At 67.7% G+C, this 25,210-nt stretch carries 23 protein-coding genes; 12 read left to right on the top strand and 11 right to left on the bottom strand.

Annotated elements, in window-relative coordinates; translation table 11 throughout:
• Positions 1 to 1,206 (top strand): serine hydrolase domain-containing protein, encoded by a 1,206-nt coding sequence (locus ACQR3U_RS11310; protein ID WP_019290817.1) that lies wholly within the window; start codon positions 1 to 3, stop codon positions 1,204 to 1,206.
• 242 nt (positions 1,207 to 1,448) lie between these two features.
• On the opposite strand, the gene ACQR3U_RS11315 is transcribed toward ACQR3U_RS11310, so the two are convergent.
• The 4 genes from ACQR3U_RS11315 to ACQR3U_RS11330 form a co-directional block, all read right to left on the bottom strand.
• Complete coding sequence (locus ACQR3U_RS11315; RefSeq protein ID WP_006553742.1) at positions 1,449 to 2,372, bottom strand: PaaI family thioesterase; 924 nt, start codon at positions 2,370 to 2,372, stop codon at positions 1,449 to 1,451.
• A 197-nt stretch (positions 2,373 to 2,569) separates the two neighbouring features.
• A complete protein-coding gene (locus tag ACQR3U_RS11320; protein ID WP_006553741.1) occupies positions 2,570 to 3,181 on the bottom strand; it encodes a DUF1707 SHOCT-like domain-containing protein in 612 nt (203 codons plus the stop codon).
• Between the two features lie 53 nt (positions 3,182 to 3,234).
• Positions 3,235 to 3,891 (bottom strand): response regulator, encoded by a 657-nt coding sequence (locus tag ACQR3U_RS11325; RefSeq protein ID WP_230810597.1) that lies wholly within the window; start codon positions 3,889 to 3,891, stop codon positions 3,235 to 3,237.
• The gene (locus tag ACQR3U_RS11330; protein WP_230810596.1) at positions 3,888 to 5,054 is read right to left on the bottom strand and encodes a sensor histidine kinase; all 1,167 of its coding nucleotides are present in this window, start codon (positions 5,052 to 5,054) and stop codon (positions 3,888 to 3,890) included. Before ACQR3U_RS11330 ends, ACQR3U_RS11325 begins: the two co-directional genes overlap by 4 nt.
• 152 nt (positions 5,055 to 5,206) lie before the next feature.
• Between ACQR3U_RS11330 and ACQR3U_RS11335 the strand changes: the two genes are divergently transcribed.
• Both ACQR3U_RS11335 and ACQR3U_RS11340 read left to right on the top strand, forming a co-directional pair.
• Entirely contained in the window at positions 5,207 to 5,740 is a 534-nt protein-coding gene (locus tag ACQR3U_RS11335) for a hypothetical protein (RefSeq protein WP_230810595.1), read from the top strand.
• A 118-nt stretch (positions 5,741 to 5,858) separates the two neighbouring features.
• The gene (locus ACQR3U_RS11340) at positions 5,859 to 6,317 is read left to right on the top strand and encodes a VOC family protein (protein WP_033096336.1); all 459 of its coding nucleotides are present in this window, start codon (positions 5,859 to 5,861) and stop codon (positions 6,315 to 6,317) included.
• 9 nt (positions 6,318 to 6,326) lie between these two features.
• On the opposite strand, the gene ACQR3U_RS11345 is transcribed toward ACQR3U_RS11340, so the two are convergent.
• The gene (locus tag ACQR3U_RS11345; protein ID WP_269065656.1) at positions 6,327 to 7,346 is read right to left on the bottom strand and encodes a sigma-70 family RNA polymerase sigma factor; all 1,020 of its coding nucleotides are present in this window, start codon (positions 7,344 to 7,346) and stop codon (positions 6,327 to 6,329) included.
• 186 nt (positions 7,347 to 7,532) lie between these two features.
• On the opposite strand from ACQR3U_RS11345, the gene ACQR3U_RS11350 reads away from it, so the two are divergent.
• The 7 genes from ACQR3U_RS11350 (at position 7,533) to ACQR3U_RS11380 (ending at position 14,908) form a co-directional block, all read left to right on the top strand.
• The gene (locus ACQR3U_RS11350; protein WP_230810608.1) at positions 7,533 to 8,969 is read left to right on the top strand and encodes an ABC1 kinase family protein; all 1,437 of its coding nucleotides are present in this window, start codon (positions 7,533 to 7,535) and stop codon (positions 8,967 to 8,969) included.
• 113 nt (positions 8,970 to 9,082) lie between these two features.
• On the top strand, positions 9,083 to 9,892 hold the full coding sequence (locus ACQR3U_RS11355; protein ID WP_033096334.1) for a crotonase/enoyl-CoA hydratase family protein: 810 nt from the start codon (positions 9,083 to 9,085) through the stop codon (positions 9,890 to 9,892).
• Positions 9,893 to 9,932: 40 nt separating this feature from the next.
• On the top strand, positions 9,933 to 11,090 hold the full coding sequence (locus ACQR3U_RS11360; protein WP_230810594.1) for an acyl-CoA dehydrogenase family protein: 1,158 nt from the start codon (positions 9,933 to 9,935) through the stop codon (positions 11,088 to 11,090).
• Between the two features lie 2 nt (positions 11,091 to 11,092).
• Positions 11,093 to 12,124 carry an AMP-binding enzyme gene (locus tag ACQR3U_RS11365; protein WP_230810593.1) on the top strand — a complete coding sequence of 344 codons (1,032 nt, stop codon included), beginning with the start codon at positions 11,093 to 11,095 and terminating at the stop codon, positions 12,122 to 12,124.
• Positions 12,121 to 12,729 carry a TetR/AcrR family transcriptional regulator gene (locus tag ACQR3U_RS11370; RefSeq protein ID WP_230810592.1) on the top strand — a complete coding sequence of 203 codons (609 nt, stop codon included), beginning with the start codon at positions 12,121 to 12,123 and terminating at the stop codon, positions 12,727 to 12,729. Before ACQR3U_RS11365 ends, ACQR3U_RS11370 begins: the two co-directional genes overlap by 4 nt.
• A complete protein-coding gene (locus tag ACQR3U_RS11375; RefSeq protein WP_006553729.1) occupies positions 12,726 to 13,871 on the top strand; it encodes an acyl-CoA dehydrogenase family protein in 1,146 nt (381 codons plus the stop codon). The genes ACQR3U_RS11370 and ACQR3U_RS11375 overlap by 4 nt, the downstream gene beginning before the upstream one ends.
• Positions 13,868 to 14,908, top strand: a complete 1,041-nt coding sequence (locus tag ACQR3U_RS11380; protein ID WP_230810591.1) for an acyl-CoA dehydrogenase family protein — start codon at positions 13,868 to 13,870, stop codon at positions 14,906 to 14,908. The genes ACQR3U_RS11375 and ACQR3U_RS11380 overlap by 4 nt, the downstream gene beginning before the upstream one ends.
• Before the next feature lie 113 nt (positions 14,909 to 15,021).
• On the opposite strand, the gene ACQR3U_RS11385 is transcribed toward ACQR3U_RS11380, so the two are convergent.
• Together ACQR3U_RS11385 and ACQR3U_RS11390 are read right to left on the bottom strand one after the other, a co-directional pair.
• Entirely contained in the window at positions 15,022 to 17,634 is a 2,613-nt protein-coding gene (locus ACQR3U_RS11385) for an AMP-binding protein (RefSeq protein WP_372477597.1), read from the bottom strand.
• A gap of 224 nt (positions 17,635 to 17,858) precedes the next feature.
• Complete coding sequence (locus tag ACQR3U_RS11390; protein WP_230810590.1) at positions 17,859 to 18,281, bottom strand: STAS domain-containing protein; 423 nt, start codon at positions 18,279 to 18,281, stop codon at positions 17,859 to 17,861.
• 293 nt (positions 18,282 to 18,574) lie between these two features.
• Between ACQR3U_RS11390 and ACQR3U_RS11395 the strand changes: the two genes are divergently transcribed.
• On the top strand, positions 18,575 to 19,801 hold the full coding sequence (locus ACQR3U_RS11395) for an EAL domain-containing protein (protein ID WP_230810589.1): 1,227 nt from the start codon (positions 18,575 to 18,577) through the stop codon (positions 19,799 to 19,801).
• A gap of 16 nt (positions 19,802 to 19,817) precedes the next feature.
• Here ACQR3U_RS11395 and ACQR3U_RS11400 read toward each other — a convergent pair whose 3' ends face one another.
• The 3 genes from ACQR3U_RS11400 to ACQR3U_RS11410 form a co-directional block, all read right to left on the bottom strand.
• Positions 19,818 to 20,828, bottom strand: coding sequence for a DICT sensory domain-containing protein (locus ACQR3U_RS11400; RefSeq protein WP_019290832.1), 1,011 nt, complete (start codon positions 20,826 to 20,828; stop codon positions 19,818 to 19,820).
• Between the two features lie 134 nt (positions 20,829 to 20,962).
• Positions 20,963 to 21,739, bottom strand: coding sequence for a 3-oxoadipate--succinyl-CoA transferase subunit B (locus ACQR3U_RS11405; RefSeq protein ID WP_006553723.1), 777 nt, complete (start codon positions 21,737 to 21,739; stop codon positions 20,963 to 20,965).
• Positions 21,736 to 22,653, bottom strand: a complete 918-nt coding sequence (locus ACQR3U_RS11410) for a CoA transferase subunit A (protein WP_230810588.1) — start codon at positions 22,651 to 22,653, stop codon at positions 21,736 to 21,738. The genes ACQR3U_RS11405 and ACQR3U_RS11410 overlap by 4 nt, the downstream gene beginning before the upstream one ends.
• A 72-nt stretch (positions 22,654 to 22,725) precedes the next feature.
• On the opposite strand from ACQR3U_RS11410, the gene ACQR3U_RS11415 reads away from it, so the two are divergent.
• Positions 22,726 to 23,622 carry a LysR family transcriptional regulator gene (locus ACQR3U_RS11415; RefSeq protein ID WP_230810587.1) on the top strand — a complete coding sequence of 299 codons (897 nt, stop codon included), beginning with the start codon at positions 22,726 to 22,728 and terminating at the stop codon, positions 23,620 to 23,622.
• Positions 23,623 to 23,674: 52 nt separating this feature from the next.
• Here ACQR3U_RS11415 and ACQR3U_RS11420 read toward each other — a convergent pair whose 3' ends face one another.
• Complete coding sequence (locus tag ACQR3U_RS11420) at positions 23,675 to 25,090, bottom strand: MFS transporter (RefSeq protein WP_230810586.1); 1,416 nt, start codon at positions 25,088 to 25,090, stop codon at positions 23,675 to 23,677.
• Between the last annotated feature and the right edge of the window lie 120 nt (positions 25,091 to 25,210).

Genomic DNA, 25,210 nt, shown 5'->3' on the forward strand with positions numbered 1-25,210 from the left:
ATGACCGAAGGTTCCACGACGGAGCCGCCCGTGGCGACCCCGTCCACACAGATGCTGGTCGATCCGCGCTTCATGCCTGTCGCGGATCTGTTCTTCCGGATGTTCTACAAGCCGAGCCAGGGCGGCGGCGCTCTCGCCTGCTACCTGCACGGCGAACCCGTCCTCGACATCTGGGCGGGCTGGGCCGCACGCGACAAGCGGTGGACCCGCGACACCGTGGTGCTGTCGTTCTCCACCGGCAAGGGGGTGGCCAGCACGGTGGTGCACCGCCTCGCCGAGCGTGGCCTGCTCGACTACGACGCAGCCGTGGCCGAGTACTGGCCGGAGTTCGCCGCGGCCGGCAAGGAGACGATCACCCTGCGACAGCTCATGTCGCATCGCGCCGGACTGCACAGGTCCCGCGGTCTCGTGCCCGGCAGGGAAGGACTGCTCGATTCAGAGGCGGTGGCCGCCGCGCTCGCCGCCTCCCCACCCGATCCACGACGTTTCCACGGGCCGGGTTATCACGCCGTCACCTACGGCAACCTCGTCGCCGAGATCGCATCGCGCGTGACCGGGGTGTCCTTCCAGGAACTCGTGCGCACCGAGATCGCCGAGCCGCTCGGCACGGACGAGTTCTGGTACCACGTGCCCGAGGACCAACGGCACCGCATCGCCCGGGTGTTCCCCAAGGTCAACTTCCTGCCGGCACCGTGGACGACGGCGTCGGCGGTGCTGTCGCACGCGCCGGGCGTGCGGGGTCTAGCCGAGGCAGGCATGGCGGAGGGCTTCGACGAGTTGATGCGCAGTCCGTCCGCGCACGACGCCGTCATGCCAGGATGGAACGGTGTGTTCACCGCTCGGGCCCTGGCCCGCATGTACGCGGCGATCGCGAACGGCGGAGCGATCGACGGTGCCCGCCTGTTGAAGGAGGACACCGTCGGCCAGTTGCTCGAAGTGCAGACCCGGCGACGCGACTACGTCCTCGGCATCCGGCCCAACTGGCGGCTGGGTTACCACCCCGGATGGGTCGCCCTGAGGCAGCAGCCGCTGCGGTCGGTCGGCCACTACGGCTTCGGCGGCTCGGGAGCGTTCGCCGACCCGGAGACCGGACTGTCGGTCGCGTTCGTCACCAACCGCATGGGCAACACCTTCACCACGATCTCCGACGGCCGGTTCCCGAGGCTCGGCGCCGCGGCGGTGACGGCCGCGCGCAGAGCAGCGTGATCAGACGTCGACACCCACGTTGACCGCGGCGAGGACCCGGTCACCCTCACGTGCGGTGACCGTCGTCCCCGTCGGGTCGTGGATCGAGTCGGTGTCGTTGCGAGTGTCGCGGCCGCTGTGCTCGGTGTACGGCTCGCCCGTCCTCGTTCATGATCTCTCCTCCGTGCGTCCTCGTTCCGACCATCGTGCGTCCGGACGCTCGAGGCACGGTGCGAGAGAGCTGGGAGATTCCCGCGAATCCGTTACGCGCGGTGCAGCAGCTGGACGTTGGCGTGTGCGCGCACGTAGACCGTGCCGTCGGCGGCGCACAGCGTCGTCTCGAAGGACGCGAGTCGCCGTCCGGCCCGCACCGCTTCGGATCGCAGTTCGATGACCGGCCCGGGGACGGCGGGCGAGCGGAGGTAGTCGAGGCCGATCTCCAGCACGCGATAGTCCTGATCGATGCCGGTCAGCGTCTGTGCGGCCAGGCCGGTGACGGCCTCCGCCATCGACACGAGCACACCGCCCTGCACCGAACCGATCACGTTGGCCATCCACTCGCGCGGCGACAGCCGGGCCTGCACGACGCCGCGCTCGGCGGCTGTCACCTCGAGTCCGAGCAGCCCGGCGAGCGGTCCGCGCGGAAGAGTCCCGGTGGAGATGCCCGTGACGATGTCGAGGCCGGGCAGTTCGGCCAGGATCGCCACATCGGACCACGGTTCCGGCTCGTCCCGCTCCGGCACGGCCTCCGACGCCTCGGCGCCGAGTTCCATCGGCGTGCGCCCGACGACGATGGAGCGGCCGACCAGGTGCGCGACGAGAGCACCCTGCTCGTCGCGCACGTCGGTGCCCGACACGGCGGTGGACTCGTCGAAGAACAGGCTGCTGCCGTGACCGACGAGGGCCCCCGAGGCGGGGAAGGGGTGGGCGAGCGTCGCCGTCACGTGCGACAGCACGCTCTGCGGTCGCTCACCGGTCTCCGCGAATCGCGCGATACCGGCGGGTGCGCCCGCGGCGACGTCGGTGAAGACGCCGATGGAGGCGAGCGTGGTCTGCCCGCGGTGGTCGAACAGGTGCGATCCGACGGACTGGGTGACCGAGACCGACGCGTCGTCGGCGACCTCGATGCCGACGCCCATGAAACGACCCGGACGATCGACGGTGAACTGTGCGGTCTCGATTGCCATTCCTTGCTTCTACCAGGAACAGCGCAATAAAGAGCAATCGGGGAGTGGTTCGTCCCGGTCCGCGATCACCGGTCGACCCCGCTCTGCGGTCACCCCTCGGCTCAGCTCCGTGACTGTCGGTCGCTTCAGCCCCGTGACCGTCGGTCGCTTCAGCTCCGTGACTGTCGGTCGCTTCAGCTCCGTGACTGTCGGTCGCTTCAGCTCCGTGGCGTCTCCGGACCGCGACGACCCTCGAGTTCCCGGATCCGCTTCGACGCCTCCTCGAGCCGCTTCTTCCGTTCGGCGGCCTCCGACTTCTTGAGCTCTTCGTAGACCTTCTCGTCGTCGTCGCTGTACTTCAGGATCAACCGCGGAACGCTGAGCGTGACGATCAGCGACGGCCACACGATCCACGCGTAGCTCCAGTCGAGAGCGATCTGCAGGACGAGGAAGGTCACGAGCGTGACGCCGATGATGATCCAGTCCAGCGTCTCGACCATGCTGCCCCGTTCGCGGAGCGAGGCCAGTTCGTCCTCCGGGGACTGGGGTGCCGTCGCAGAGGAGCTGTCGTGGCTGACCGCCGGCGCGGAGGAGTCGTGGGTCATCCGGATGTGACCGTCGACCTGTTCGAGGGGAACACCGCCGGGTAGCCCCCGGAAGGAGGGGAGCAACGCCGAAAACGTTCGCGCCGAAGATATCTCTCCGGATCGTTCGTAGAACTCGGCGCTGTCGAGCCGGCCCGCGGCGTAGTGTTCGCCGAGTGCGTTCAACGCGTGCATGCGTTCGGCGTCGCTGAGCAGCAGGTCGTCGTGATCGGAAGTGCCGGTCATTGTTTTTCCCGCGCTTTCGGAGTCGGTTGTCGAATCCTGGTGCATCCCCGATCCTAGAGCTGATGGTCGGGCATGTCCCGGGCGAGGATGGCCGCCTGGATCCGCGATTGCAGCCCGAGTTTGTGCAGCACCCGGGCGACGTGTGTCTTCGCCGTGTTCTCACCGATGCCGAGGCGGGTGGCGATCTGGCGGTTGGACAATCCCTCGCCCAGGCACGCGAAGACCTCCTGTTCGCGTGCGGTGAGGGCGTCGATATCCGGACTGTCCGGAACATCCTCCCGCCGAGTCGATTTCGAGACGAACGCGTCGATGACGGTTCGCGTGACCTGCGGTGAGAGCACGGACTCCCCGGAGTGCACCGCCCGGATCGCGTCGAGCATGGCATCCGCCGAGGCGGTCTTGAGGAGGTATCCGGCCGCTCCGGCCCGAAGACTCTCGAAGACGTACTCGTCGATCTCGAAACTCGTCAGCACCAGCACCCGGGCACTCGTCTCCTCCGTGATGGTGCGGGTCGCGGCGATCCCGTCGACGTGCGGCATGCGGATGTCCATGAGGACGACATCCGGGGCGAGGGCGCGCGTCTGCGACACCGCGACGGCACCGTCGGCGGCTTCACCCACCACCTCGATGTCCTCGCTCGTGTGGAGCAGGAGCCGCAGGCCCGCGCGGATGGCGCTGTGGTCGTCGGCGAGCAACACCCTGATCGTCACGTCGTACTCCTGTTCGCGATCGGCAGTTGCACGTATGTCCTCCATTCGTTCCCGTCGCGACCGGAGCGGGCGTGCCCGCCCACCGCGGCGGCGCGTTCGGCGATGTTGCGCAGGCCGTGCCCGGCGCCGCGGGCCGGTGACGGGTCCGGGGTGTCCGGGTCGCCGATCGGGTTCACCACCTCGATCCCGAGGCGGCCGTCGGCGTCGTCGAAACGAAGGGTCACCGGCCGTCCGGGTGCATGCTTGACCGCGTTCGTCAGGGTCTCCTGGACGATGCGGTAGGCCGTGAGATCAACCTCCGCGTCGAGGTCTGCGGGTGGACGACCGTCGATCCGGACGGAGGTGCCGGCGGCGCGTGCGGAGGCGGTGAGCGGTTCGAGGTCGGCGAGGCGACCCGCGGTGGTGATCTCGTCGGTGTCGTCGCTGCGCAGCAGACGCACCATCGACTGCATCTCCTGCAGGGCGGCCACGCTGCCGGAGCGCACGGACTCGAGCACGGTCAGCGCTCGGTCGGGATCGGAATCGCGGAGGCGGAGCGCGGCCTCGCTCTGGATCGCGATCGACGACAGGTGCCCAGCCACGACATCGTGCAGGTCGCGGGCCAGACGCTGCCGCTCGGTGGTGATGGCGGCGCGACGGTCCAGTTCCGCGACCCGCGAGAGAGCCTCGGCGCGTGCCCGTTCGATCTCGGCGGCGTCCCGATGTGTGCGGACGGATCGGGCCCACCAGATCGGGACGACGATCACGAGCGCGGCGATCGACACGGCCCATACGGCGATGCGCAGTTCTCCGAAGTACACACCGAGCGCGACGGCGCCGACGACGATCGGGACCAACGGGGCGCGTTCGAGGAAGCGACTGGTCCGCGCCGAGCCGAAGAGCGTTGCGGTGTACAGCAGGTCGCCGTATGCGATCCAGACCGGCAGCGAAGGGCCGACGACGAGGTCGACCAGTACCGGAACCGTGCCCAGCAGGAGTGCGAGAAGCGGTCGCGTGCGACGCATCGTCATCGGAGCACACACGCACGCGAGCAGAACCAGCCACACCCACAGCGGCTGCGGCGGCCGATCCTCGACGAGCACACCGAGATCCAGGGCGTACAACAGCGAGCCACCCGCGAAGTACGCGAGGGCGACGAGCAGGGAATTGTAGCGCGGGTTCACGAATCCCACTCGAATCTCGGATTCACGGTTGTCCACGGCAACGATTCGACCACAACCGGGGGAGGATCAGGGTCGGCGTCACCCGAAGTGATGAGGCATTTGCCGCCCATCGGGCGACGCGCGCGGGGGGATGTGCCCGCGATTCTGAGGTCATGTTCAGCCACATCGCCGCTTTCATCGTCGGGTGCGAGATCGCGTTCTGGGTCGTGCTCGCGGCCGGCCTCGTGTGCCGGTATCTGCTCCGGCTCCGGAGGACGGGCACGGTGCTGCTCGCCCTGATCCCGCTGATCGACGTCGTTCTGCTCGCGGCCGTCGCGGTGGATCTGCACAACGGGGCGGAGGTCGGCTGGGTCCACCGCGCCGCGGGTATCTATCTCGGTGCGAGTGTCGCCATCGGGCCGAGCGTCGTCCGGTGGGCCGACCGGCGGTTCGCCTATCACCTCGCGGGTGGTCCGAAACCGGAACGCGCTGCGAAGGAGGGCCCGGAGGCCTTCCGCAAGGAATGTGTGGACTTCGGGCGATGGCTGCTCGCGGCCGGGATCAGTGCGGCAGCCGTGCTCGGGCTCGGGTCGACCGTCGCGAACGGCGAACAGGCCTCGGCGCTGTACGGAATCTTCCCCACCCTCGCCACGATCACGGTGATCTGGCTGATCACGGGCCCGGTCTGGGTGCTCGGTAAACAGTGACGACCACACCGCGCCGAGAAATCTCGGGGTGCGCGATGAGTTCTCACGGGGCGGCCGGTCTGTATCCGTGACACCCGCACCGCGTCCCGCACAGGACGGGCCGACCACAGGAGAAACCATGTCGCGCATGCTGTTCGTCAACCTCGCCGTCGAGAACATCACCGCCACCCGCGCATTCTTCGACACGCTCGGATTCACGTTCGACGAGTCGTTCTGCGACGAGAACGCCGCCTGCCTGAAGATCAACGACCAGACCTACGTGATGCTGCTCGAGAAGCAGATGTTCCGGATGTTCACCAACGACGACATCTGCGACACCACGAAGGCTCGTGAGGTGCTGATGTGCGTGTCGGCCGACAGTCGCGAAGGTGTCGACGCGCTCGTCGACGGCGCGATCGCGGCCGGTGGCAGCGAATGGGTGACGACCGGCGCGCAGAAGGCGCAGGAGGAGATGGGGGACTACGCGTACCAGCGGGCGTTCCGCGACCTCGACAACCACGTCTGGGAGGTCATGTGGATGGACATGGCCGCCGCTCAGCAGGCCGATGCTACGGAAGCTGCGCCTGCCGAGGCGTGACCTTCGACGTCAGCGGGCTGCCGGGTCCTCCGGCAGCCCGAACCTGGCGAACAACCCGGCGGTGTCGTCGGAGAAGAAGACGGTGGCGTGCGCGACCCTACCGTCGACGACGTCGAGCACCTGCAGTTGGAAAGGGTGGTGGCGGTCGTCCTCCCCTCGCATGTACAGCCCGAATGCCGGCTGGCCGTTGGCCACGGTGGGAAGCAGCACCTGGTCGCCGGGGCCCTTCGCGGGGCACTGGTGCTTGATGAGGGTGACGATCGCGTCGGGGCCCTGGTACCAGCCCTCGAAGGGCGGCATCTCCCAGACGGCGTCCTGGGTGAGCATCTCGACGAGCGAATCGATGTCGTACTTCTCGAAGCCGTCGACCCAGCGCTGCAGCAACGCCTTGGTCTCGGCGCTGTCGGGTTCGGCGAGGTCGTCGTCGCGGACCTGGGCGTCTTTCAGCTGCGCACGTGCCCGTTGCAGAAGGCTGTTGACCGCCGCCGTCGACGTGTCGAGCGCGGCTGCGACCTCGGTGGCGCGCCACTGCAGGACCTCGCGGAGCAGCAGGACCGCGCGCTGACGAGCGGAGAGATGCTGCAGGGCCGCGACGAAGGCGAGGCGGACGGAATCGCGGGAGGCAGCGATGGTGGCGGGATCCGACGGATCGTCGGTGGCGTACCCCACGGGGAACGGCTCGAGCCACGGCACCTCGGGGCGGGTGACCAGATCGTCGGTGGGATCGGAGCTGGGCGCGCCGAGCCCGGTGGGCAACGGCCGGCGACTGCGGCCTTCGAGCGCCGTCAGGCACACGTTGGTGGCGATCCGGTGCAGCCACGTGCGCAGTGAGGAGCGGCCGCCGAAGTTCTCGTAACCGCGCCAGGCGCGCAGGTAGGTCTCCTGGACCAGGTCTTCCGCATCGTGCAGCGACCCGCTCATGCGATAACAGTGGGCGAGCAGTTCGCGACGGAACGGCTCGGCGAGTTCCATGAAATCGGTCGACGTCGATGTCGAACCGGCAGATTCTTCGAGCAGTTGTTCGGTCATGAGCGCGATACCCCCGGCTGGTCGGACCCGAATCCGCTACCCGTCAGAGAGTAGTCGGGGGCACCGACAGAAGACAGATGATCGCCGGGTCTCGATCGGGGGGCCGGATACAGGTACCGTGCACGAAGTCGCGCCGAGGTGAGCGCGTGGTGGACGGAGTGGGGACAGGTCGTGCACGAGTACACGCTGCGCGAAGGCGTATCCGGAGCGCGGGGTCACAGCAGGCCCGAGCGCAACGGGCCCGTCGGCCCCTTCGCCGACGTCCTTCCACCCGGGGCACTGGACGTCGAGCGGCCTCCGCTCGACCGGTTCGGGCCGGCCGAGCTCGGACGGGCCGTGGTCGTCGCCGCCGTCCTGATCGCCTTCGTGGTGTGGGCGGTGTTGCGGTGGACCGTCCGGCCCCGGCAGCACAGCGTCGTCGAAGCGGCCGCGCACGGCACCGTCGACGCCTTCGAACATCTCGGGCCGACCTTCGTGAAGCTGGGCCAGCTCATCGCGTCGTCACCCGGACTGTTCCCCGCGGCCCTCGCCGACGCGTGCCTGCGCATGCTCGACGACGTGCCGACCTTCCCTTCCGAGCAGGCCCGCGCGGTGATCGAGGAGGATCTCGGACACCGCATCGACGAGATGTTCGAGTCGTTCGACGATGTGCCGCTCGCCGCGGCGTCTGTGGCCCAGGTGCACGGGTGCGTGCTGCGCGACGGCCGACGGGCCGTGGTGAAGGTGCAGCGACCGGGGATCGCGCACCGCATGCTCGTCGATCTGCGCGCCGCCTACATGGGCGCGAAGCTGCTGCAGCTCTTCGAGTTCTTCCGTATCGCGAACACTCCGGGGATCATCCGCGATCTCTACAACGCGACGATGACCGAGCTCAACGCGGCGGTCGAAGCGGATCGTCAGGATCGTTTCCGCCGCAACATCTCCGCGTTCGGCGACAACGTCTACGTCACGGTGCCCGAGGTGTACTGGCAGTGGTGCGGTCCGCGGGTGATCTGCATGGAGCGCCTGCAGGGCAAGCCCGTCGACCGGGTGGTGCCGGGCCAGGACGATCTCGACACCTCCCTGCTCGTGCGCCGCGGAGTGAAGGTGTGGATGGAGGCGGTGCTCTGTCACGGCCCGTTCCACGGCGACGTGCACGCGGGCAATCTCTGGCTGCTCGACGACGGACGTGTCGCGCTGCTCGACTTCGGCATCGTCGGCGAACTGCCCGAGAAGTGGCGCGCGCTGCTGCGGGCGTTGTTCCGCGCGGCCCTGCTCGACGGGGACTTCACGGCGGTCGCGCAGAGTGTGCGGGCGCTCGGTGTCGCCGCCGACCTCGACGTCGACGACGCGTCGGTCGGCCGGCAGGTTGCCGAGATCTTCGGTCCGCTGCTCGGTCAGGACGTGGGGGAGTTGCGGCTCAGCGAACTGATCGGTGCGCTCGTCTCGCTCGGCCGCAAGTGGAACACGTCGACGCCCGAGGAACTCGTGTTGTTCGGGAAGCAGCTCGGATATTTCGAGCGCTACGCGACCGCGCTGGCGCCGGGCTGGGTGCTCGGCCGCGATCCCTTCGTCTTCCGGAACATCTTCCCGGACGAGGTAGCCATAAGAATCGCCGAATCGAACGTGAGCCTGCCCGACTGAGCCACGAGCCCGTTCGGTCTTTACAGGATCCGACCGGCCCCGTAATTTGAACGATCGTTCGACCAAATTATGGTGCTAGCCACACATTGGCTACCGGAAGGACCGCGACCGCAATGGCAACTTCGCAGGACGTCGTACTGAGCACGCGCGACGGAAACGTCGTGACCTGGACGATCAACCTTCCGGAGGCGCGCAACCCGATCTCGGGTGACGACGTCATCGATCGCCTCGTCGAGCTCGCCGAGGAGGCAAACCGCGACATCGACACCCGCGTCGTCATTCTCACCGGCGCCGGATCGGCCTTCTCCGCCGGCGGCAACGTCAAGGACATGGACGAACGTCGCGGCATGTTCGGCGGCAGCCCCCACGCCCTGCGCGAGGGCTACCGTTACGGCATCCAGCGCCTGCCCCGCGCCATCTACCACTGCGAGGTCCCGATCATCGCCGCGGTCAACGGACCGGCCGTAGGCGCCGGCTGCGACCTCGCGATGATGTGCGACATGCGGATCGCCTCGTCGAAGGCGTTCTTCGCGGAGAGCTTCGTCAAGCTCGGCATCATCCCCGGCGACGGCGGCGCCTGGCTGCTTCCGCGCGCGGTCGGGGCGGCGCGCGCCGCCGAGATGGCCTTCACCGGCGACCGCGTCGACGCCGCGACGGCATTCGACTGGGGCATGGTCTCGCAGGTCGTCGAACCCGAGCAGCTCCTCGACGCCGCGAATGCGCTCGCCGCCCGCGTCGCCGTCAACCCCCCGAGCGCACTGCGCATGACGAAGAAGTTGCTGCGCGAGGGTCAGCGCGTCGATCTCGACACGCTGCTCGAACTGTCGGCCTCCTTCCAGGCGCTCTCGCACCACACCGAGGACCACCGCGAAGCCCTCTCGGCGTTCCTCGAACGACGCACCGGCGACTTCACCGGCAACTGACCTTCCCCTCTCCTTGCCCCCACACCCCGGAGGACAAGCCATGCAGCGGACGATCTTCACCGAAGAACACGAGCAGTTCCGGAAGATGGTGCGCGACTTCATCGAACGTGAGGTCGCGCCGCATCGCGAGGAATGGGACGAGATGGGTCGCCCGCCCCGCGAATTCTTCCGCCGGCTGGGCGAACTCGGCATCCTGGGGATCCAGGTCCCCGAGGAGTTCGGCGGAGGGGGCGAGTCCGGCTTCAAGTTCAACACGATCGTCTTCGAAGAGGTTGCGCGCGCCGGAGTCTCGTTCGGCTCCTACACCGTGCACGCCTGCCTGATCCTGCCCTACCTGCTCGAGTACGCGACCGAGGAGCAGAAGCAGCGCTGGCTGCCCGGCTTCGCCGACGGCTCGATCATGACCGCGATCGCGATGACCGAGCCCGGCACCGGCTCCGACCTCGCCAACATCGCGACCTCGGCGAAGCTGTCCGAGGACGGCAAGCACTACATCATCAACGGCGCGAAGACCTTCATCACCGGCGGCGTCACCGCCGACCTCATCCTCACGGTCTGCCGTACGAGTCCGTTCGATCCTGAGAACGGCCGCGGCGGCCTGTCGATCATCGCGGTGCCCACCGACACCGAGGGCTTCGCGGTAGGCCGCAAGCTCGACAAGATCGGCCTGCACCAGCAGGACACCGCCGAGCTCTCGTACACCGACGTGAAGGTGCCGGTCGAGAACCTCCTCGGTGAGGAAGGCGCGGGCTTCGGCTACCTCACTCACAACCTGCCGCAGGAGCGTCTGAGCATCGCTCTGAACCAGGTCGGCTTCGCCGAGGCCGCCATCGCCCACGCGATCCCATACACCAAGGAACGCAAGGTCTTCGGCAAGCCCGTCGCGGCGTTCCAGAACACCAAGTTCGTGCTCGCCGAGTGCTCGGCCGAGACCCAGGCCGCGCGTGTCTACGTCGACCACTGCCTCGAACTGCTCGACCGCAAGGAACTGACGGTCGCCGATGCGGCCCGCGCGAAGCTGTTCTGCACCGAGGTCTCCGGTCGCGTCATCGACAAGTGCCTGCAGCTGCACGGCGGCTACGGCTACATCACCGAGTACCCCATCGCCCGGCTGTACGCCGATACCCGCGTGACCCGGATCTACGGTGGCACCAGCGAGGTCATGAAGACGATCATCTCCAAGGATCTGGGGCTGTAGGCATGTACCCGGGCCGTTACGCCGCCGTCGCCCCGGACCGGCCCGCCGTGCACGAGGCCGCGACCGGCCGGACGCTCACCTATCGGGAGCTCGAGGACGTGTCCGTCCGGTTCGCGCACTGGCTGCGCGCACACGACGTCGGGAAGGGCGACCACATCGCGGTCGTCACCGTCAACGACGCCACTGCGTTCGAACTGTACTGGGGGGCAGTTCGTTCGGGCGTCTACGTCACCTTCGTCAACACGCATCTCGCTCCCGTCGAGGCCGCGTACATCGTCGACGACTGCGACGCGAAGGTGCTCGTCGTCTCGGCGCCGCTCGCCGACCTCGCCGAGGCGATCGTGCCGCTCACCCCGAAGGTGACGCACCGTGTCGCCTTCGACGAGAACACCGTCTACCTGTCGCCGGCACCGATCTACCACGCCGCGCTCTTGCGGTACGGCGTGTCGACGCAGGCGCTCGGTGGCCCGGGCACACTCGGCCTGGCGCGCATCTGCGACGAGAACGGCAATCGGCTACCCACCGGCGAGATCGGCACCGTCTACTTCGAGCGGGACGACTTCTCGTTCGAGTACCACAAGGATCCGGACAAGACGGCGTCCACCAGGCACCCTTTCGAGAAGAACTGGTTCACCACAGGCGACGTCGGATATCTCGACGAGGACGACTATCTGTTCCTCACCGGAAGGGACAAGTTCACGATCATCTCGGGCGGGGTGAACATCTACCCGCAGGAGATCGAGAACGTCCTCGCGCTGCACCCGTCGATCGCGGATGTCGCGGTGGTCGGCGTGCCGGATGCGGACCGCGGTGAACGTGTCGAAGCGTTCGTGCAGCTCGTCCCCGAGGCAGAGGGATCCGATGACGCCGAGGACGACATCATCGGGTTCTGCCGGGAGCGCCTCTCGCGTTTCAAGTGCCCCCGGCACGTGCGGTTCGTCGACGAACTGCCGCGCACGCCGACGGGCAAGATGGTCAGGGGCAGGCTCGGCGAGCTGATCGCGCAGTACGCCGATACCGGAGCGTTGTCGTGAGAGTGCTGTCGCCGAAGCAGCGCGTCTTCATCGAGGCGGGCCGGAAAGAGTTTGTGCGCAACGGATACGGCTCGTCGTCGATCCGGACCATCGCGCAGGAGGCAGGCGTGAGCCTGTCCGCCATGTACTACCACTACAAGAACAAACAGGATCTGCTGCTGGCGATCCTGCTCGACGGCGTCGACACCTACGACGCGGTCTGTGACGCCGAACTCGCCCGCGTCGGCGACGATCCGGTCGAGCAGATCCGCGCGTTCGTCAAGGGGAACGTCATCTTCCGCACGCAGTTCCCCGAGCAGGGACGCATGATCGCGACGGAGGTGCGCAATCTCGAACCCGAGGGTGCGCTGCTGTACGAGGAAGGCCGGCGCGCCGGCCGAAGGCGGATCCGCGACATCATCGATCGCGGTGTCGCACAAGGTGTCTTCACCACGAAGTATCCCGACGACTGCCGCCGATCGATTCTGGCGATGGTCTCGGCGATCGCCAACTGGTACGACCCCGAGGGCCCGGACGGTCCGGACGAGATCGCCGAACGCTACGCGGACCTGTCGCTGGCGCTGCTGTGTCCCACCATCACCGGTGGAGAAGGAGATCGACGATGAGTGCACGACTCGTGCCGAGGGCGGGCACCCCCGACCCGGCACTGACGGAACTCCGTGCCGAGGTACGGGCGTTCCTGAAGGAACAGATCGACGCGGGCGTGTTCACCCCAGGCATCGACACCTGGCTGACGCGATGGAACCCCGAGTTCACGCGCGCACTCGCCGCTCGCGGTTGGGTCGGCATGACGATCCCCGTCGAGTACGGCGGACACGGACGAACCTTCATGGAGCGCTTCGTCGTCACCGAGGAGCTGCTCGCGGTGGGCGCGCCGGTCGCCGCCCAGTGGGTCGCCGACCGCCAGGCCGCACCGTCGCTACTGAAGTACGGCACCGAAGAGCAGAAGCAGCGGTTCCTGCCGGGCATCGCGGCCGGTGAGATCTGCTGGGCCATCGGAATGTCCGAGCCCGACTCCGGATCCGACCTCGCGAGCGTCAAGACGAAGGCCACGCAGGTGGACGGTGGGTGGCGGATCTCCGGCACCAAGTTGTGGACGTCCGGGGCCCACCACGCCGACGCCTTCTTCGGCCTCGCGCGGTCCGCCCCGCTCGATCCCGCGCACCGCCACGACGGGCTGAGCCAGTTCATCGTGCTGCTCGACTCCCCGGGCGTGACCATCCGCCCGATCCTGTCGATGTCCGGCGACCACCACTTCAACGAGGTGCTGCTCGACGACGTCTTCGTCCCGGACGACCTGGTGCTCGGACAGATCGGCGCCGGCTGGGAACAGGTGACGAGCGAGCTCGGTTACGAGCGCAGCGGTCCCGAACGTTTCCTGTCGACCTTCGGGGTGCTCGAATCCCTCGTACACGGTGTGGCCGACGGCAGCGTCGAAGCGGACACCCGCATCGGAGCGACCATCGGGCGCATCGCGGGTCTGCACCGCATGTCCACCGCGGTCTCCGAGTCCCTCGAACGTGGCGAGAACGCCGAACTCGCGGCGTCGGTAGTGAAGGTGCTCGGCACGAAGACCGAAGGGGACCTGGCGGATCTCGCCGACGAGGTCGCGGGATACACCGCGGCCGACGCACATCTGGCCGAGCTCGTCCGGGCAGGAGTCATGCAACGACCGGGCTTCACACTGCGCGGCGGCACGAGCGAGATCCTCCGCGGGGTCATCGCACGAGGATTGGGGATGAGATGAGCGGGCAGGACGCACTGCAGTCGACGGAACTGCGCGACTTCGCACAGATGCTGTCCGAGGTGTTCACCTCGGGCGACGACCACCGCATCGGTGACGTCGTCGAACTCGATCGTGCCCTGTGGAGCACCCTCACCGAGCTCGGCCTCGATCGGCTCACCGGTTCGGAGGACAGTGGTGGAAGCGGCGCGGGATGGCTCGAAGCCGCCCTGCTGCTCGAAGCTGCCGGCAGTGCTGCTGCTGCCGTGCCGGTGGCCGAGAACGATCTGCTCGCGGGTTGGCTCCTCGAGCAGGCAGGCCTCGAGGCGGTGCCGGCCGTGCGTACCGCCGCGGTGCTCGACGCCGACGGCCGCGCACGCCACGTGCCGTGGGCCCGGTTCGCGGACTCGATCGTCGTGTTGTGGGAGTCACCGCAGGGATGGCAGGTCGCCGAGGTCGCTCGCGGCGATGTCGAGATCGTCGAGGCCGTGAACCTGGCGGCGGAGCCCCGCGACCACGTGTGCGTCGACCTGTCGGCACTGTCGGGACGTGACGTTCCGGCGGGCACCGCCTACGAGTTCCGCTACCGGGGCGCGCTCGTCCGTGCGCTGGCCACCGCGGGTGCGATGGATCGGGTTCTCGAGCTCGTCGTCGATCACACCACTGCCCGCGTGCAGTTCGGTCGTCCGCTGGCCAAGTTCCAGGCGGTGCAGGCGCTCGTCGCCGACATCGCCACCGAGGCCTCGCTCGTGCACGCCGCCGCGGATGGTGCGGTCGATGCCGTTCTCGCCGGTGGTTTCGATGACGCGTCGACCCGCTTCGCGATCGCGGCGGCCGCGTCGTGTGCCGGGCATGCGGCGTCGGTCGTCGCCCGAAACGCGCATCAGGCGCTCGGCGCGATCGGCTTCACGATGGAACACGAGCTGCATCGGCACGCCAACCGGATCCTGTCGTGGCGCAGCGAATTCGGCACGGTCGCGTCGTGGGATTCCGAACTGCTCGCCGCGGCCGGTGACGCCGGGGGCGTGTGGGCGTTGATCATGGGTGGCCCGGCACGCTGACGAGCACGAGACATGTCGGTGCATGCTTCAACGCGGTCTTATCGATGTCGTTCACAGGGGCGAGGACTGCACACCACGCGTCCCGGGATCTTCGAACCAGTAGCAGTGACAGTTCACGCCACCGGGGATCTCCCCGGCATCTCCGCAGCGTGGGACGGGGGCGAACCACTGCTGGTACCGGCCGGATTCGGATCGGATTTCGCCCGCGCAGCACCGACCCGTCGACGCAGAGCAAGGGTGACCGTCACGGCTTGCCAGAAGAGAATGCCGACCAGAATCGACAGGGCGAACGCCAACCAGGGATGGTCCTCTCGCAGCGGCAGATACACCTGGAAGTGCGTCAGGTAGATGTAGAGCGACGCGCTCGCCAGCACCCCTGCGATCCGGCTCAGCACAGGTGGGCAGGGAACGGACTCGAGCCACACCAGCAGGCCCAGCCCACCGATGACGAGAAGTTCTCGCTGGAGATCACCCGAGAAGTATCCGGGCACCGTGGCTGCGATCACCGCCGTGACGATCATTCGGTGCCACACGGTCGTCGACGTAGCGGCAGCCCAGCCCAGGGCGAACAACCAGAAGACCATCGACGCGCTCAGAATCAGATTGTTGCCGTCCCCGAGCTCGATCACGCGGTAGCGGGGGAGCAGACCCACACCCACCAAGGCCATCGCGAACCAGAACGAGTGCCTGCGCTCAACACGGTCGATGAGCGGGATGGACAACACCGCGATGACTACGAGCAGGATGTACACGATCGCTTCGATGAACCAGTACCGCCATTCGGGCGTCCACCCGTCGGGGCCGAGAATGCCGTTGAGCAACAACGCACTGGTCACGAGATAGTCCCCGGTCAGTGCGATCACGACGCCGAGCCACACCATGCTGGGTACGGCAATTCGGGCGACGCTGCCCAGGACATGTCGCACCCGTTCGGTACGGGGAGTGGCGAGATGAAAGCGTGCGAAGTTGTATCCGGCGACCCCCAGCAGCACATGCGCGCCGCCGAGAACCCCGAACAACCGGATGTGCGAACCGACGATCAGCACGATCGCAACAGCGCGGAGCAGCACGTTGGTCTCGACCGCCCGCCACCATCGTCGCCGGGGCGTAGGCACGAAATCCTTGATCGCGGTGGTGTGCCAGTTCTGGGGTAGATAGCCGAGCATGCGCTCGAGCCGCAGAGACATCTGCACATAGGACAGCGAGTCGCCGCCCAGGCTCACGAACGAGCTGTCGTCGGTGACCTGCCCACTGTGCAGCACCTCGGCATACAGGGTCCGCAGGGCGGCCGTGTCCACGACGGTGCTCTCTGCCTCGGGTGAATCGGGCGTCGCGTGGTGCACGAGCTCGGCCACTGCCCGAAGGTCGGGTTTGCCCGTGCCGGTCCGCGGAAGCTCGTCGACGAGACAGACCCGCACGGCCGCGACGGGAAGACCACAGGCCCGTGCGCTCGTGGACCGGATCGCCTCGAGATCGCTCGCACCCTCGACCGCCACGATCATGTCGTCCGCCCCGCCGACACAGCATGCTGTCAGTCCCTGTTCGGCGAGGGTCGACTCGACCTGCTGCAGGTCGATCCGTAGCCCGAAGATCTTGACGAAACGGCTGCGTCGGCCCACCACCTCGTACACGCCGCCGTCGATCTGCCGCGCGAGGTCGCCGGTCCGCAGTTCACCCTCGAGGACGTCCCCGAGACCCAGATCCTCGGGCGTGTGCGCGTAGCCGAGCATCACGTTCGGCCCCGTGTAGATCAGTTCACCGGTGCCGTCCGGAGCGTCCGGTATCGGCTCGAGCCGGAAGGATCCACCGGGAACAGCTCGTCCGATCGACTGCGGATAGTCGGAGGCGAGTTCCGGAGGCAGGTACGCCATCCGTGCGGTCGCCTCCGTCTGCCCGTACATGACGAAGAAATCCCAGCCCCGCTCACGGCCCGACTGCGTATAGGCGCGGACCCGATCCGGTGAGAGTCGACCGCCGGCCTGGGTGATGTAGCGCAGGTCGGGTAGGTCCAGTTCGTCGAATCCGAACCGATCGAGCAGATCGAACGTGTAGGGCACGCCGGCGAAGCTGGTGCCGCGGTGGTCTCGGAACAGCTCCCAGAACGCCGGGTCGGTCACCGAGCGGCTCGTGAGGATCACTGCGGCTCCGCGCAGTAGGTGGCTGTGGATGACAGAGAGCCCGTAGCAGTAATGCATCGGCAGCGTCGTCACTGCCCGGTCGGTACTACGGATGTCGAGGTACTCCGCGATCGACTCTGCATTGGACTGCACGTTGCGATGGGACAGGCGGACGAGTTTCGGGGAGCCCGTCGAGCCGGAGGTGCTCAGCAGCAGCGCCAGGTCGGGGTGCAGTACATGCGCAGAACCGTCACCCCGTTCCTCGATCGTCACGGTCCCGTCGATACTGCGCACCACCACGTCGGGTCGGTATGCGGCGATCAGGCCTTCGAAGGCTGCGGGGTGGTCGCCCGGCGCCAGCAGAACCGGATGTCCGGCGAGTAGGGCTGCAAGGTAGACGACAAGAACATCGATCTCGTTGGCACCTGCGATCAACACCAGTCGGCGGGTGTTGCCCAGCCGGGCAGTTGCCCGATGGACTCGGTCGGCCAGGTCGCTGTAGGTGACGGTTTCCTGCTGGGTGATCAAGGCTGGGGCGTCACCGAAGTCTTCCAGATGGAGGACGAAACGCACGCGAGGATGTTCCTTGCGGAAGAACGGGCTGAGCACCGATAGAGTGTAAGGGCTGCCAAACCTGACAACCGAGGGCTTGAATTGGCCTTTACCACCACCTTATGGGGTTCGCCCCCCCACACACACATGTCGCCGCGGTCGTGGGTGGATCCGATGCTGCAGTCGTGTCCGAGGTGTTGCGACGCGCGCACGTGGCGGGCGCACTGCTACAGCAGTCGGTTGCACGCCGGCCGGACGCCGTCACGCGCCCCTTGCTGTGATCAGGCAGCGGGTGCTGTGCCCGCGTCGCAGGGTGCGGCATCGGCTGTGACGTCGAGGTCGGGAGCGAGGATGTCGAGCAGCATGCGCACCTGGCGTGTGGGTGCGACGACGTGGAAACGGTCGGGCCGGATGTGAACGGCATCGGCGAGCATCGAGGCGACCTCGGAGTACATGAAGGTCACCTCGGACAGGTCGACGACGACGTGGTCGCCCGAGAGTGCGAGGTCGCCGAGAGTGGAGGCGAACTCCGCTCGGGCGGTCATGTCGAGATCTCCCTTCGCCCGCAGGACGCTGCAGCGACGGGAGGGCGAGTGGACGTCGAGACGGTAGCGCGGTGCTCGGGCGACCGTCTCTGCACCGACTCGTGAGAGTGCGCCGCTGTGGGTGACGATCCTGCGGGTGGTGCTCGTACGTGTGCTCATTGCGGTCTCCTGTCGGCGTGGATTTCGTGCCGTCCGGTGCGGGCTGGATCATGAGCAGACGGTCGGCCTGCTGGGGTCGTGGTGAGAACGTCGGGGTCCGGTGAGAACTCGCCTCGGGCTTGCACAGAGCCTGTCCGACGGATGTCGCTTCGCCACCACCCGTTCCATAACGGAACGATAACGAAACATCACGGTTCTGTAACGTAGGCGTTCGGAGCTGCGAAAATATCCTATGTTCCTGGCTCCGTCGGCCCGAGCGGACGATCGGTGGCCGGAGATGGGATGCTGGATCCATGAGCGCTGTTCCTGCCGACGCTGCCGCCGACGCGGAGGCCGCGTTCGGCGGCCTCGTCGTGGAGACGGAGCTCGCCCCCATCCATCGGCTCGGCAGCGGTGCGCTGTCCGCCGTCGAACTGCAACTGCGTGGTCCGGGAGGATCATCGTTGCACGATGCGACCGCTCTGAGCGAGGCCGCCCGGGCGATGCATCAGAAGTCGGAACTGGACCGGATCAAGTGGCGCAGGGCCGGACGGCAAGCCGAGTCGGCGGTTCCGCATCTGGTGACCGTCGATCTCGATTCGCTCGACGAACTCGGCGCGCTCGGGGATCGAGGGGGCCCGACCACGGTCGCTCTCATCACCGAGCAGGCGCTGATCGCCGCCCCTGCCAGGACGCTGCGCACCATTGCGGCGGCGCGCACCGCCGGCATGCTCGTCGCGGTGGACGGTGTGGGAGCGCGTGCTCAGGCCCTCGCGCTGCTGCCGCTCGTCGAACCGGATGTGATCATCACGTCGCCGGCCCTGATCGCGCGTGCGGCCGACGCCTCGACGGCGAGGATTGCCCACGCCGTCGCCGCGTACATCGAATCCAGCAGCGCGGTCGTCATCGCGCAGGGCGTCGATTCGGAACTGCATCGCCGCCGCGCTCTGGGATTGGCCGCCGAATACGGAATGGGCGCGCTGTATCCGACAGTCGGATCGACCGGGGATGCCGCGCAAGCGGATTCGGATGTCGAACCGATATCGCTGCGTCCGCGACGGGCCGTTCCCGGCGGCCCCGAACTCACTCCCTTCGCTCTGGCGTCCGAAGGACGCAGACGCACAAGTAGTTTCAAGCGACTTCTGGTGTCGATGAGCAAGCTGCTCGAGACCGACGCGGTGGGAGCCGGACCGGAGACGATCGTGCTCGGCACCTTCCAGCGCGCCGAGCACTTCACCCCGACCTCCCGGGTTCGATGGGCGCAGCTCGCCGAGCAGGTCGCCTACACCGGGGTCTACGGCGTCGGAATCGATCCCTACGTCGACTCCGCGGTACACCACGCGCCGTTGGACCCGAACGATCCGATCGTCGACGAATGGAACGTCGTCGTCCTCGGTCCGCACTTCGCGTGCGTACTCGCCGCGCTCGACATGCACACCGACGCAGAGGATCTCGACCGCGAGTTCCGCTACGTGCTGTCCTACGACCGCGGCACCGTGATCCGGTGCGCTCACAGCATCCTGGCGCGTTTCGAGGGGTGACCCGAGGGAGAGCGGCTCAGGACGAGGGTGGGACCTCCAAGGGGACCGGTCGGGGACGGGACAGGGTCGCGCGCGCCGCGCGGGCGACGGCCTCCCGGTCGTAGGAGACGACGTACTCGAACTCCCGCTCGCCGCCGGCCGTTCGACGGTGCAGGTCGAGGGCAGAGAGCGCGCACGCGAACGACTCTCCCAGGAGGATGACGTTCCACTCGTCGACGAGGGGATCGTGCGGCTCGATCGGGACGAGGTCCGGGCCCGAGGTGCTCGTGCCGAACCCGACCGCGAAGACCGCGACGTGCGCGAGGGTGTCGGCCATCGACAGCCATCGTCTGCGTGCGGCCCCGGTGAAGTGGTCGTGGTGCTGGAAGGTGCCGAGGGCGATCGTGTCGGGTCCGGCCTCCCCGGCTCGCGCCTCGAGGTCGGCGCTCATGGACACGAGCAGACCCTTGCCGCTCCGCACGCGTTCCCGACCGGCAGACAGGATGCGGAAGGGCGCGGCGGTCGCGTCGTCTAGCGGCGCACTCCAGGTGGGTTCACGGAACAACCCGCCGCGCGGCGACGAAGGGCCGGCTTCACCCTCCGCAACGTGTAGTGCTGTACCGCAACCGAAATCGATACCGTGGGCGAGGGCCGCCTCGCGATGAAGGTCGGAGTCGACGCCCTCGGCGAGAACGACGGAGTTCGTGCGCTCGCAGTGGGCCCGCAACGACAGCAGGGTAGTGGCGGCCCGCAGGTCGGATGCGACGAGCGCCTCGGCCGGTACGACGACCACCTCCGGCTCGACCAGAGCCAGGACGACCGTGGCGCGGGACGCCGATTCCGCGATGCGTACCGCCACGGCGAATCCGCGCTCGCGCACAGCGGCGATCCGGTGCAGGACCGTCGGGGGATCGGCGAACACCTCGTGCTCGTCGAGCAGTGCGACGGCATCGCGTCCGGCCACCGGCCTGTGCGCGAGGTCGGTCAACGGCATCACAGCCGCGACGACCGTGCCGTCCACGAGGTCGTGGATCGTGCTCGCGTGCATGACGTGCCGCCTTCCCGCATCACGCGGCGGTCCGTCCGCCGAGCATCACGCCGGACGCGCGCAGGCTCGCAGGATCCGGGGCGTCGTCCGTTGCGGACATCCTGCCAGCCGCCACGTCGGTCACGTGGACGGGATCACCGCAGATACAGGCGGACCTTGTCGATCTCGTTGCGCAGCAGGTCGATCTCCTCGGCGGTGGGATCCTCGGTCAGCGTCAGCTCGTCGGAGACCTTCAGATCCCAGCCGGTGGCGGCGCGGACCTGGTCGACGGTGACACCGCGGTGGATGCTGGTCAGTTCGAGTTCGTCGAAGGAATCTTGCCGCGACAGCACGCCCAGACTGGTGAACACCTTCGTCACCCCGCGGCCGCGGGGCATGATGCCGACGCCCGCCTCACGGGCGCGCACCGGGCTCGGGGTCGTGCAGAAGTCCAGTTCGGCGGGGAAGGCACTCGGATCGTGGCGTCGCATGATCACGAACACCTCGCCGGCGTTGGGCATGATCTCGACGGCTCCGCCGCCGCCGGGCAGGCGCACGGTGGGCTTGTCCCAGTCGCCGATGATGCTGGTGTTGAGGCTGCCGTCGCGGTCGATCTGCGCCGCCCCGAGGAACCCGACGTCGACGTTGCCGCCTTGGAGCACGTACCCGAACAGCGACGCCATGGACACCACGGATTCGGCGCCGGAGACCACGACGGAGTCGGCGATGCCCTCGGCCATCGCCTCGGGGTGCGCACCGCAGACCCCGGATTCGTAGATCAGCTCGACGTCGGGGTTCGACGTGCGGGCGGCGAGGTCGACGGCGAGGGTGGGCAGACCCACCCCGGCGAAGACCCGGGCCTTGCCGGCCAGGGCCCGCGCGGCGACGGAGACGATCAGTTCGGTGGTGGAGAAGGTTTCGGTGGTGGTCACTTTCGGCTCCCGTAGTCGACGGTCCCGGAGGGGCGCGGCGCGACCTCGAGGTCGGCCCAGTACTCTTCGCCCAGTTTCTCGAGGTATTCGGCGTGATCGGCGGTGGTGAGGACCCATTCCTTCAACCAGGTGCGCAGTTGCTGGGGGTCCTTGCTGATCGCGGTCCATCGGCGGTAGAACGCGCAGTCGCGGTCGTAGTAACCCTGCGCGTAGGAGGGGTGCGCTCCGCGCGGGCTCAGCACCACCGCGTCCACCGCGTGCGAGGGGACGAGGGTGCGGCTGGGATCGGAGCGGATCACGTCGTCGTCGACGATCTCTTCGACCGCCACGATGGCCTTCTTCGCAGCGTAGACCGCTTCCTGCTGCACGCCGGCGATGCCCCAGATCTGGACGTTGCCGGAGCGGTCGGCGCGCTGGGCGTGGATGATCGTCACGTCCGGGTTCAGTGGAGGCGCAACGTAGACGCTGCCGCCGCTGAAGGGATCCTCGACGAGCCGGATGTTCGGGTTGATCTTCGGCAGGTCGCTGCCGGCATACGAGCGCAGCGGGAAGAAGGGCAGCCCGGCCGCGCCGGCCTGGTAGCGGCAGACCATGCCGTAGTGGCTGTACTCCTCGACTTCGAGTGCGACGGGGTCGTGGCTCTCGATGCGCCGGCGGATCTCGTACAGCGACCCGGCCGAGCCGCTGGCGAAGAACGAGGCGACGAGCTTCGACACGCAGTCGGCGGCGATGAGCTGATCGGAGATGATGTCGGGGGTCATGCGGCACAACGTCAGGTCGCGCCTGCCCTGCCGGATGATCTCGTGCGCCGCGGCGAACGGGATGAGGTGCGAGAAACCCTCGAGGGCAACGGTCATGCCGTCCTCGACATAGGTGGCGATCGCCTCGCGCAGGGTCATGAGTTTGTCCGGCATACCCGGTCGTCCTCCGTGTGGTCGGTAATTCGGTGTCGGATATCAGGCGCCCGCAGGCGCAATAATCGACGGGTGGAGATCCAGCAGGTGAAGGCGTTCCTGGCGGTGGCGGAGGAACTGCATTTCGGTCGCGCGGCGCAACGGCTGCACATGGCCCAGCCGCCGCTCAGCCGCACGATCCGCAGGCTCGAGAAAGAACTCGGAGCCGAACTCTTCGAACGCAACACCCGCAGCGTGCGGTTGACGGAGAGCGGTCGCGCGCTCGTGGAGCCGGCCCGGAACATCCTCGACGCCTGCCGGCTCGCCGAGATGGCGGTGACCGCCGCGGGGTCGGGTCAGACCGGCAGGGTCCGTATCGGTTTCGCCGGTTCGTCCTCGCACTATCTCGTGGGCCGGTGGGCGAAGCTCGTGCGGCGCACTCATCCCGGTATCGAATTCGTGCTCGACAGTTCGGCGTACGCGAGCGAGGCGCTCAACAAGCTGGCCGCGGGCAAGCTCGACATCGGCATCGTGCGCGTGTTGTTCTTCCCACCGGGGATCGCGTCGCGCGTCGTGGCCCGAGAGAACCTCGTCGTGGCGCTGCCCAAGGAGCACCCGCTCGCCGACCGTGAGCAGGTCCGGCTCGAGGACCTCGCGCACGAGGCGTGGGTGATGCTGCCCGCCGAACCCGGATCGATGCTGCGCGAGCTGTTGCTCCGTATCGCCCACGATGTCGGATTCACGCCCAGAATCGTTCAGAGCGCCCCGGATTCGCTGTCGCTGATCGCCCTGGTCTCGGCCGGGGTGGGATGTTCGATGACGGTCTCGTCGGTCGCGGCGAACGTCATCAACCCCGAGGTCGTGTCCGTTCCTCTCGCAGATCATCCCGAGCCGCTCGACGTGCGGCTCGTGTGGCGGGAGGACGACGACAGTGCCGCGCTGCGGGAGGTTCTCCGCCTCTCCGAGGAAGCGCTGCCGACTCCGGATTGACCGGGGCCGGCCGGCGACTGCGCCGGCCGGCCCCGAGTGCGAGCGATCCGTCCTAGGCATGGACGCGACCTCGTGGGGTGTCGTCGGTTCCCGGAGTACGGCGGTCGTGCTCGGCCGCCTCCGACTGCTCGAGGGCGAGTTCGTCGGCGTCGGACTTCTCGGCGACCGAGGGTGCCTTCGGGTCGTATCCGGTGCGCTCGAGCAGTGCCAGGGTGCACACGAGGGAAACCGCTGCGTAGCAGGCCGCCGCGATGGCCACGCCGGTGACGTCACCGGACGAGTTGAGCAGGTACTGGGCGAGAACCGGGGTGCCACCACCGACGATCAGCGAGCACAGCTGGTAGGCGAGCGACAGGCCCGAGTACCGGATGTTTGCCGGGAAGGCGCGGGCCAGGATGCCGGCGATCGCGCCGTAGAACATCGAGTGCGGAATCGTCGCGAGGCACATACCGATCACGGCGACCGCGAAGGTCTCGGTGCGGATCGCGAAGAACATCGCCGGCATGAGGAACAGCTCCGGGACGATCATCAGGAGCATGGCCCTGCGCATGTCGATTTTCGACACCAGCACGGCACCGAACGGCTGCACGATGAACTGCACGACGAGGGCGATGGCGATGATCGCGAGGAAGGTGCCGCGCTCGTAACCGAGTTCGCTCGTCGCCCACGACAGCGCGAAGGTGTTCTTGAAATAGGTCACCTGGGCGAGGGGCAGTGCACCGGCGCCGAGCAGGACCAGGACCCAGTGCTTGCGCAGCACTTCCTTGATCGGGAGCTTGACGGTCTTCTTGCGTGCCAGAACGGCTTTCATCGCGTCCGATTCCTCGAGCTCGAGGCGGATCACCATGCCTATGACGACCAGCACGCCCGACAGCAGGAACGGGATGCGCCAGCCCCACATCATGAACTGCGGGGTGGGCAGCGCTGCGAGGAAGAAGAAGGCCATCGTCGACAGCAGGTTGCCGGCGGGCGAACCCTGCTGCGCGAACGCCGAATACAGGATTCCCTTGCCCTTCGGGGCGTTCTCGCTGGCGATGAGGACGGCGCCGCCCCATTCGCCGCCGACCGCGACGCCCTGCACGATGCGCAGGAAGACCAGCAGGACCGGCGCCCACATTCCGATCTGCGCGTAGGTGGGGAGCAAACCGATGCCCACCGTCGCGATGCCCATCATGACGAGCGTGATGACGAGGGTGTTCTTGCGTCCGAGGCGGTCTCCGAGATGGCCGAAGATGACGCCACCGAGTGGGCGGGCAAGGAAGCCGGCCCAGAGGGTGACGAACGCGAGGAGGGTCGCGACACCGCTCGAGAGTTCGTCCGAGAAGAAGACCTGGCCGAACACCAGCGCGGCGGCCGTGCCGTAGATGTAGAAGTCGTACCACTCGATGGTGGTGCCGATGAAGGAGGCGATACCGGCCTTGCGGGCCTTCCTCGCGATCTCCTGATCGGTGGGTGTGGACGAACTCATGCGCCCTCCGTCTGCTACGCCCCCGGACGAAGCGGGTGAAATGTGGTCTGCGTCTCAACAGAGAGTGGCAGGGCTCGGATTTCCAGTCCAATACCCAATAGGACTCGAATCGATACCGCA

The organism is Rhodococcus sp. IEGM1339, from assembly GCF_050321925.1.
Taxonomy (GTDB): Bacteria; Actinomycetota; Actinomycetes; order Mycobacteriales; family Mycobacteriaceae; genus Rhodococcus; species Rhodococcus pyridinivorans.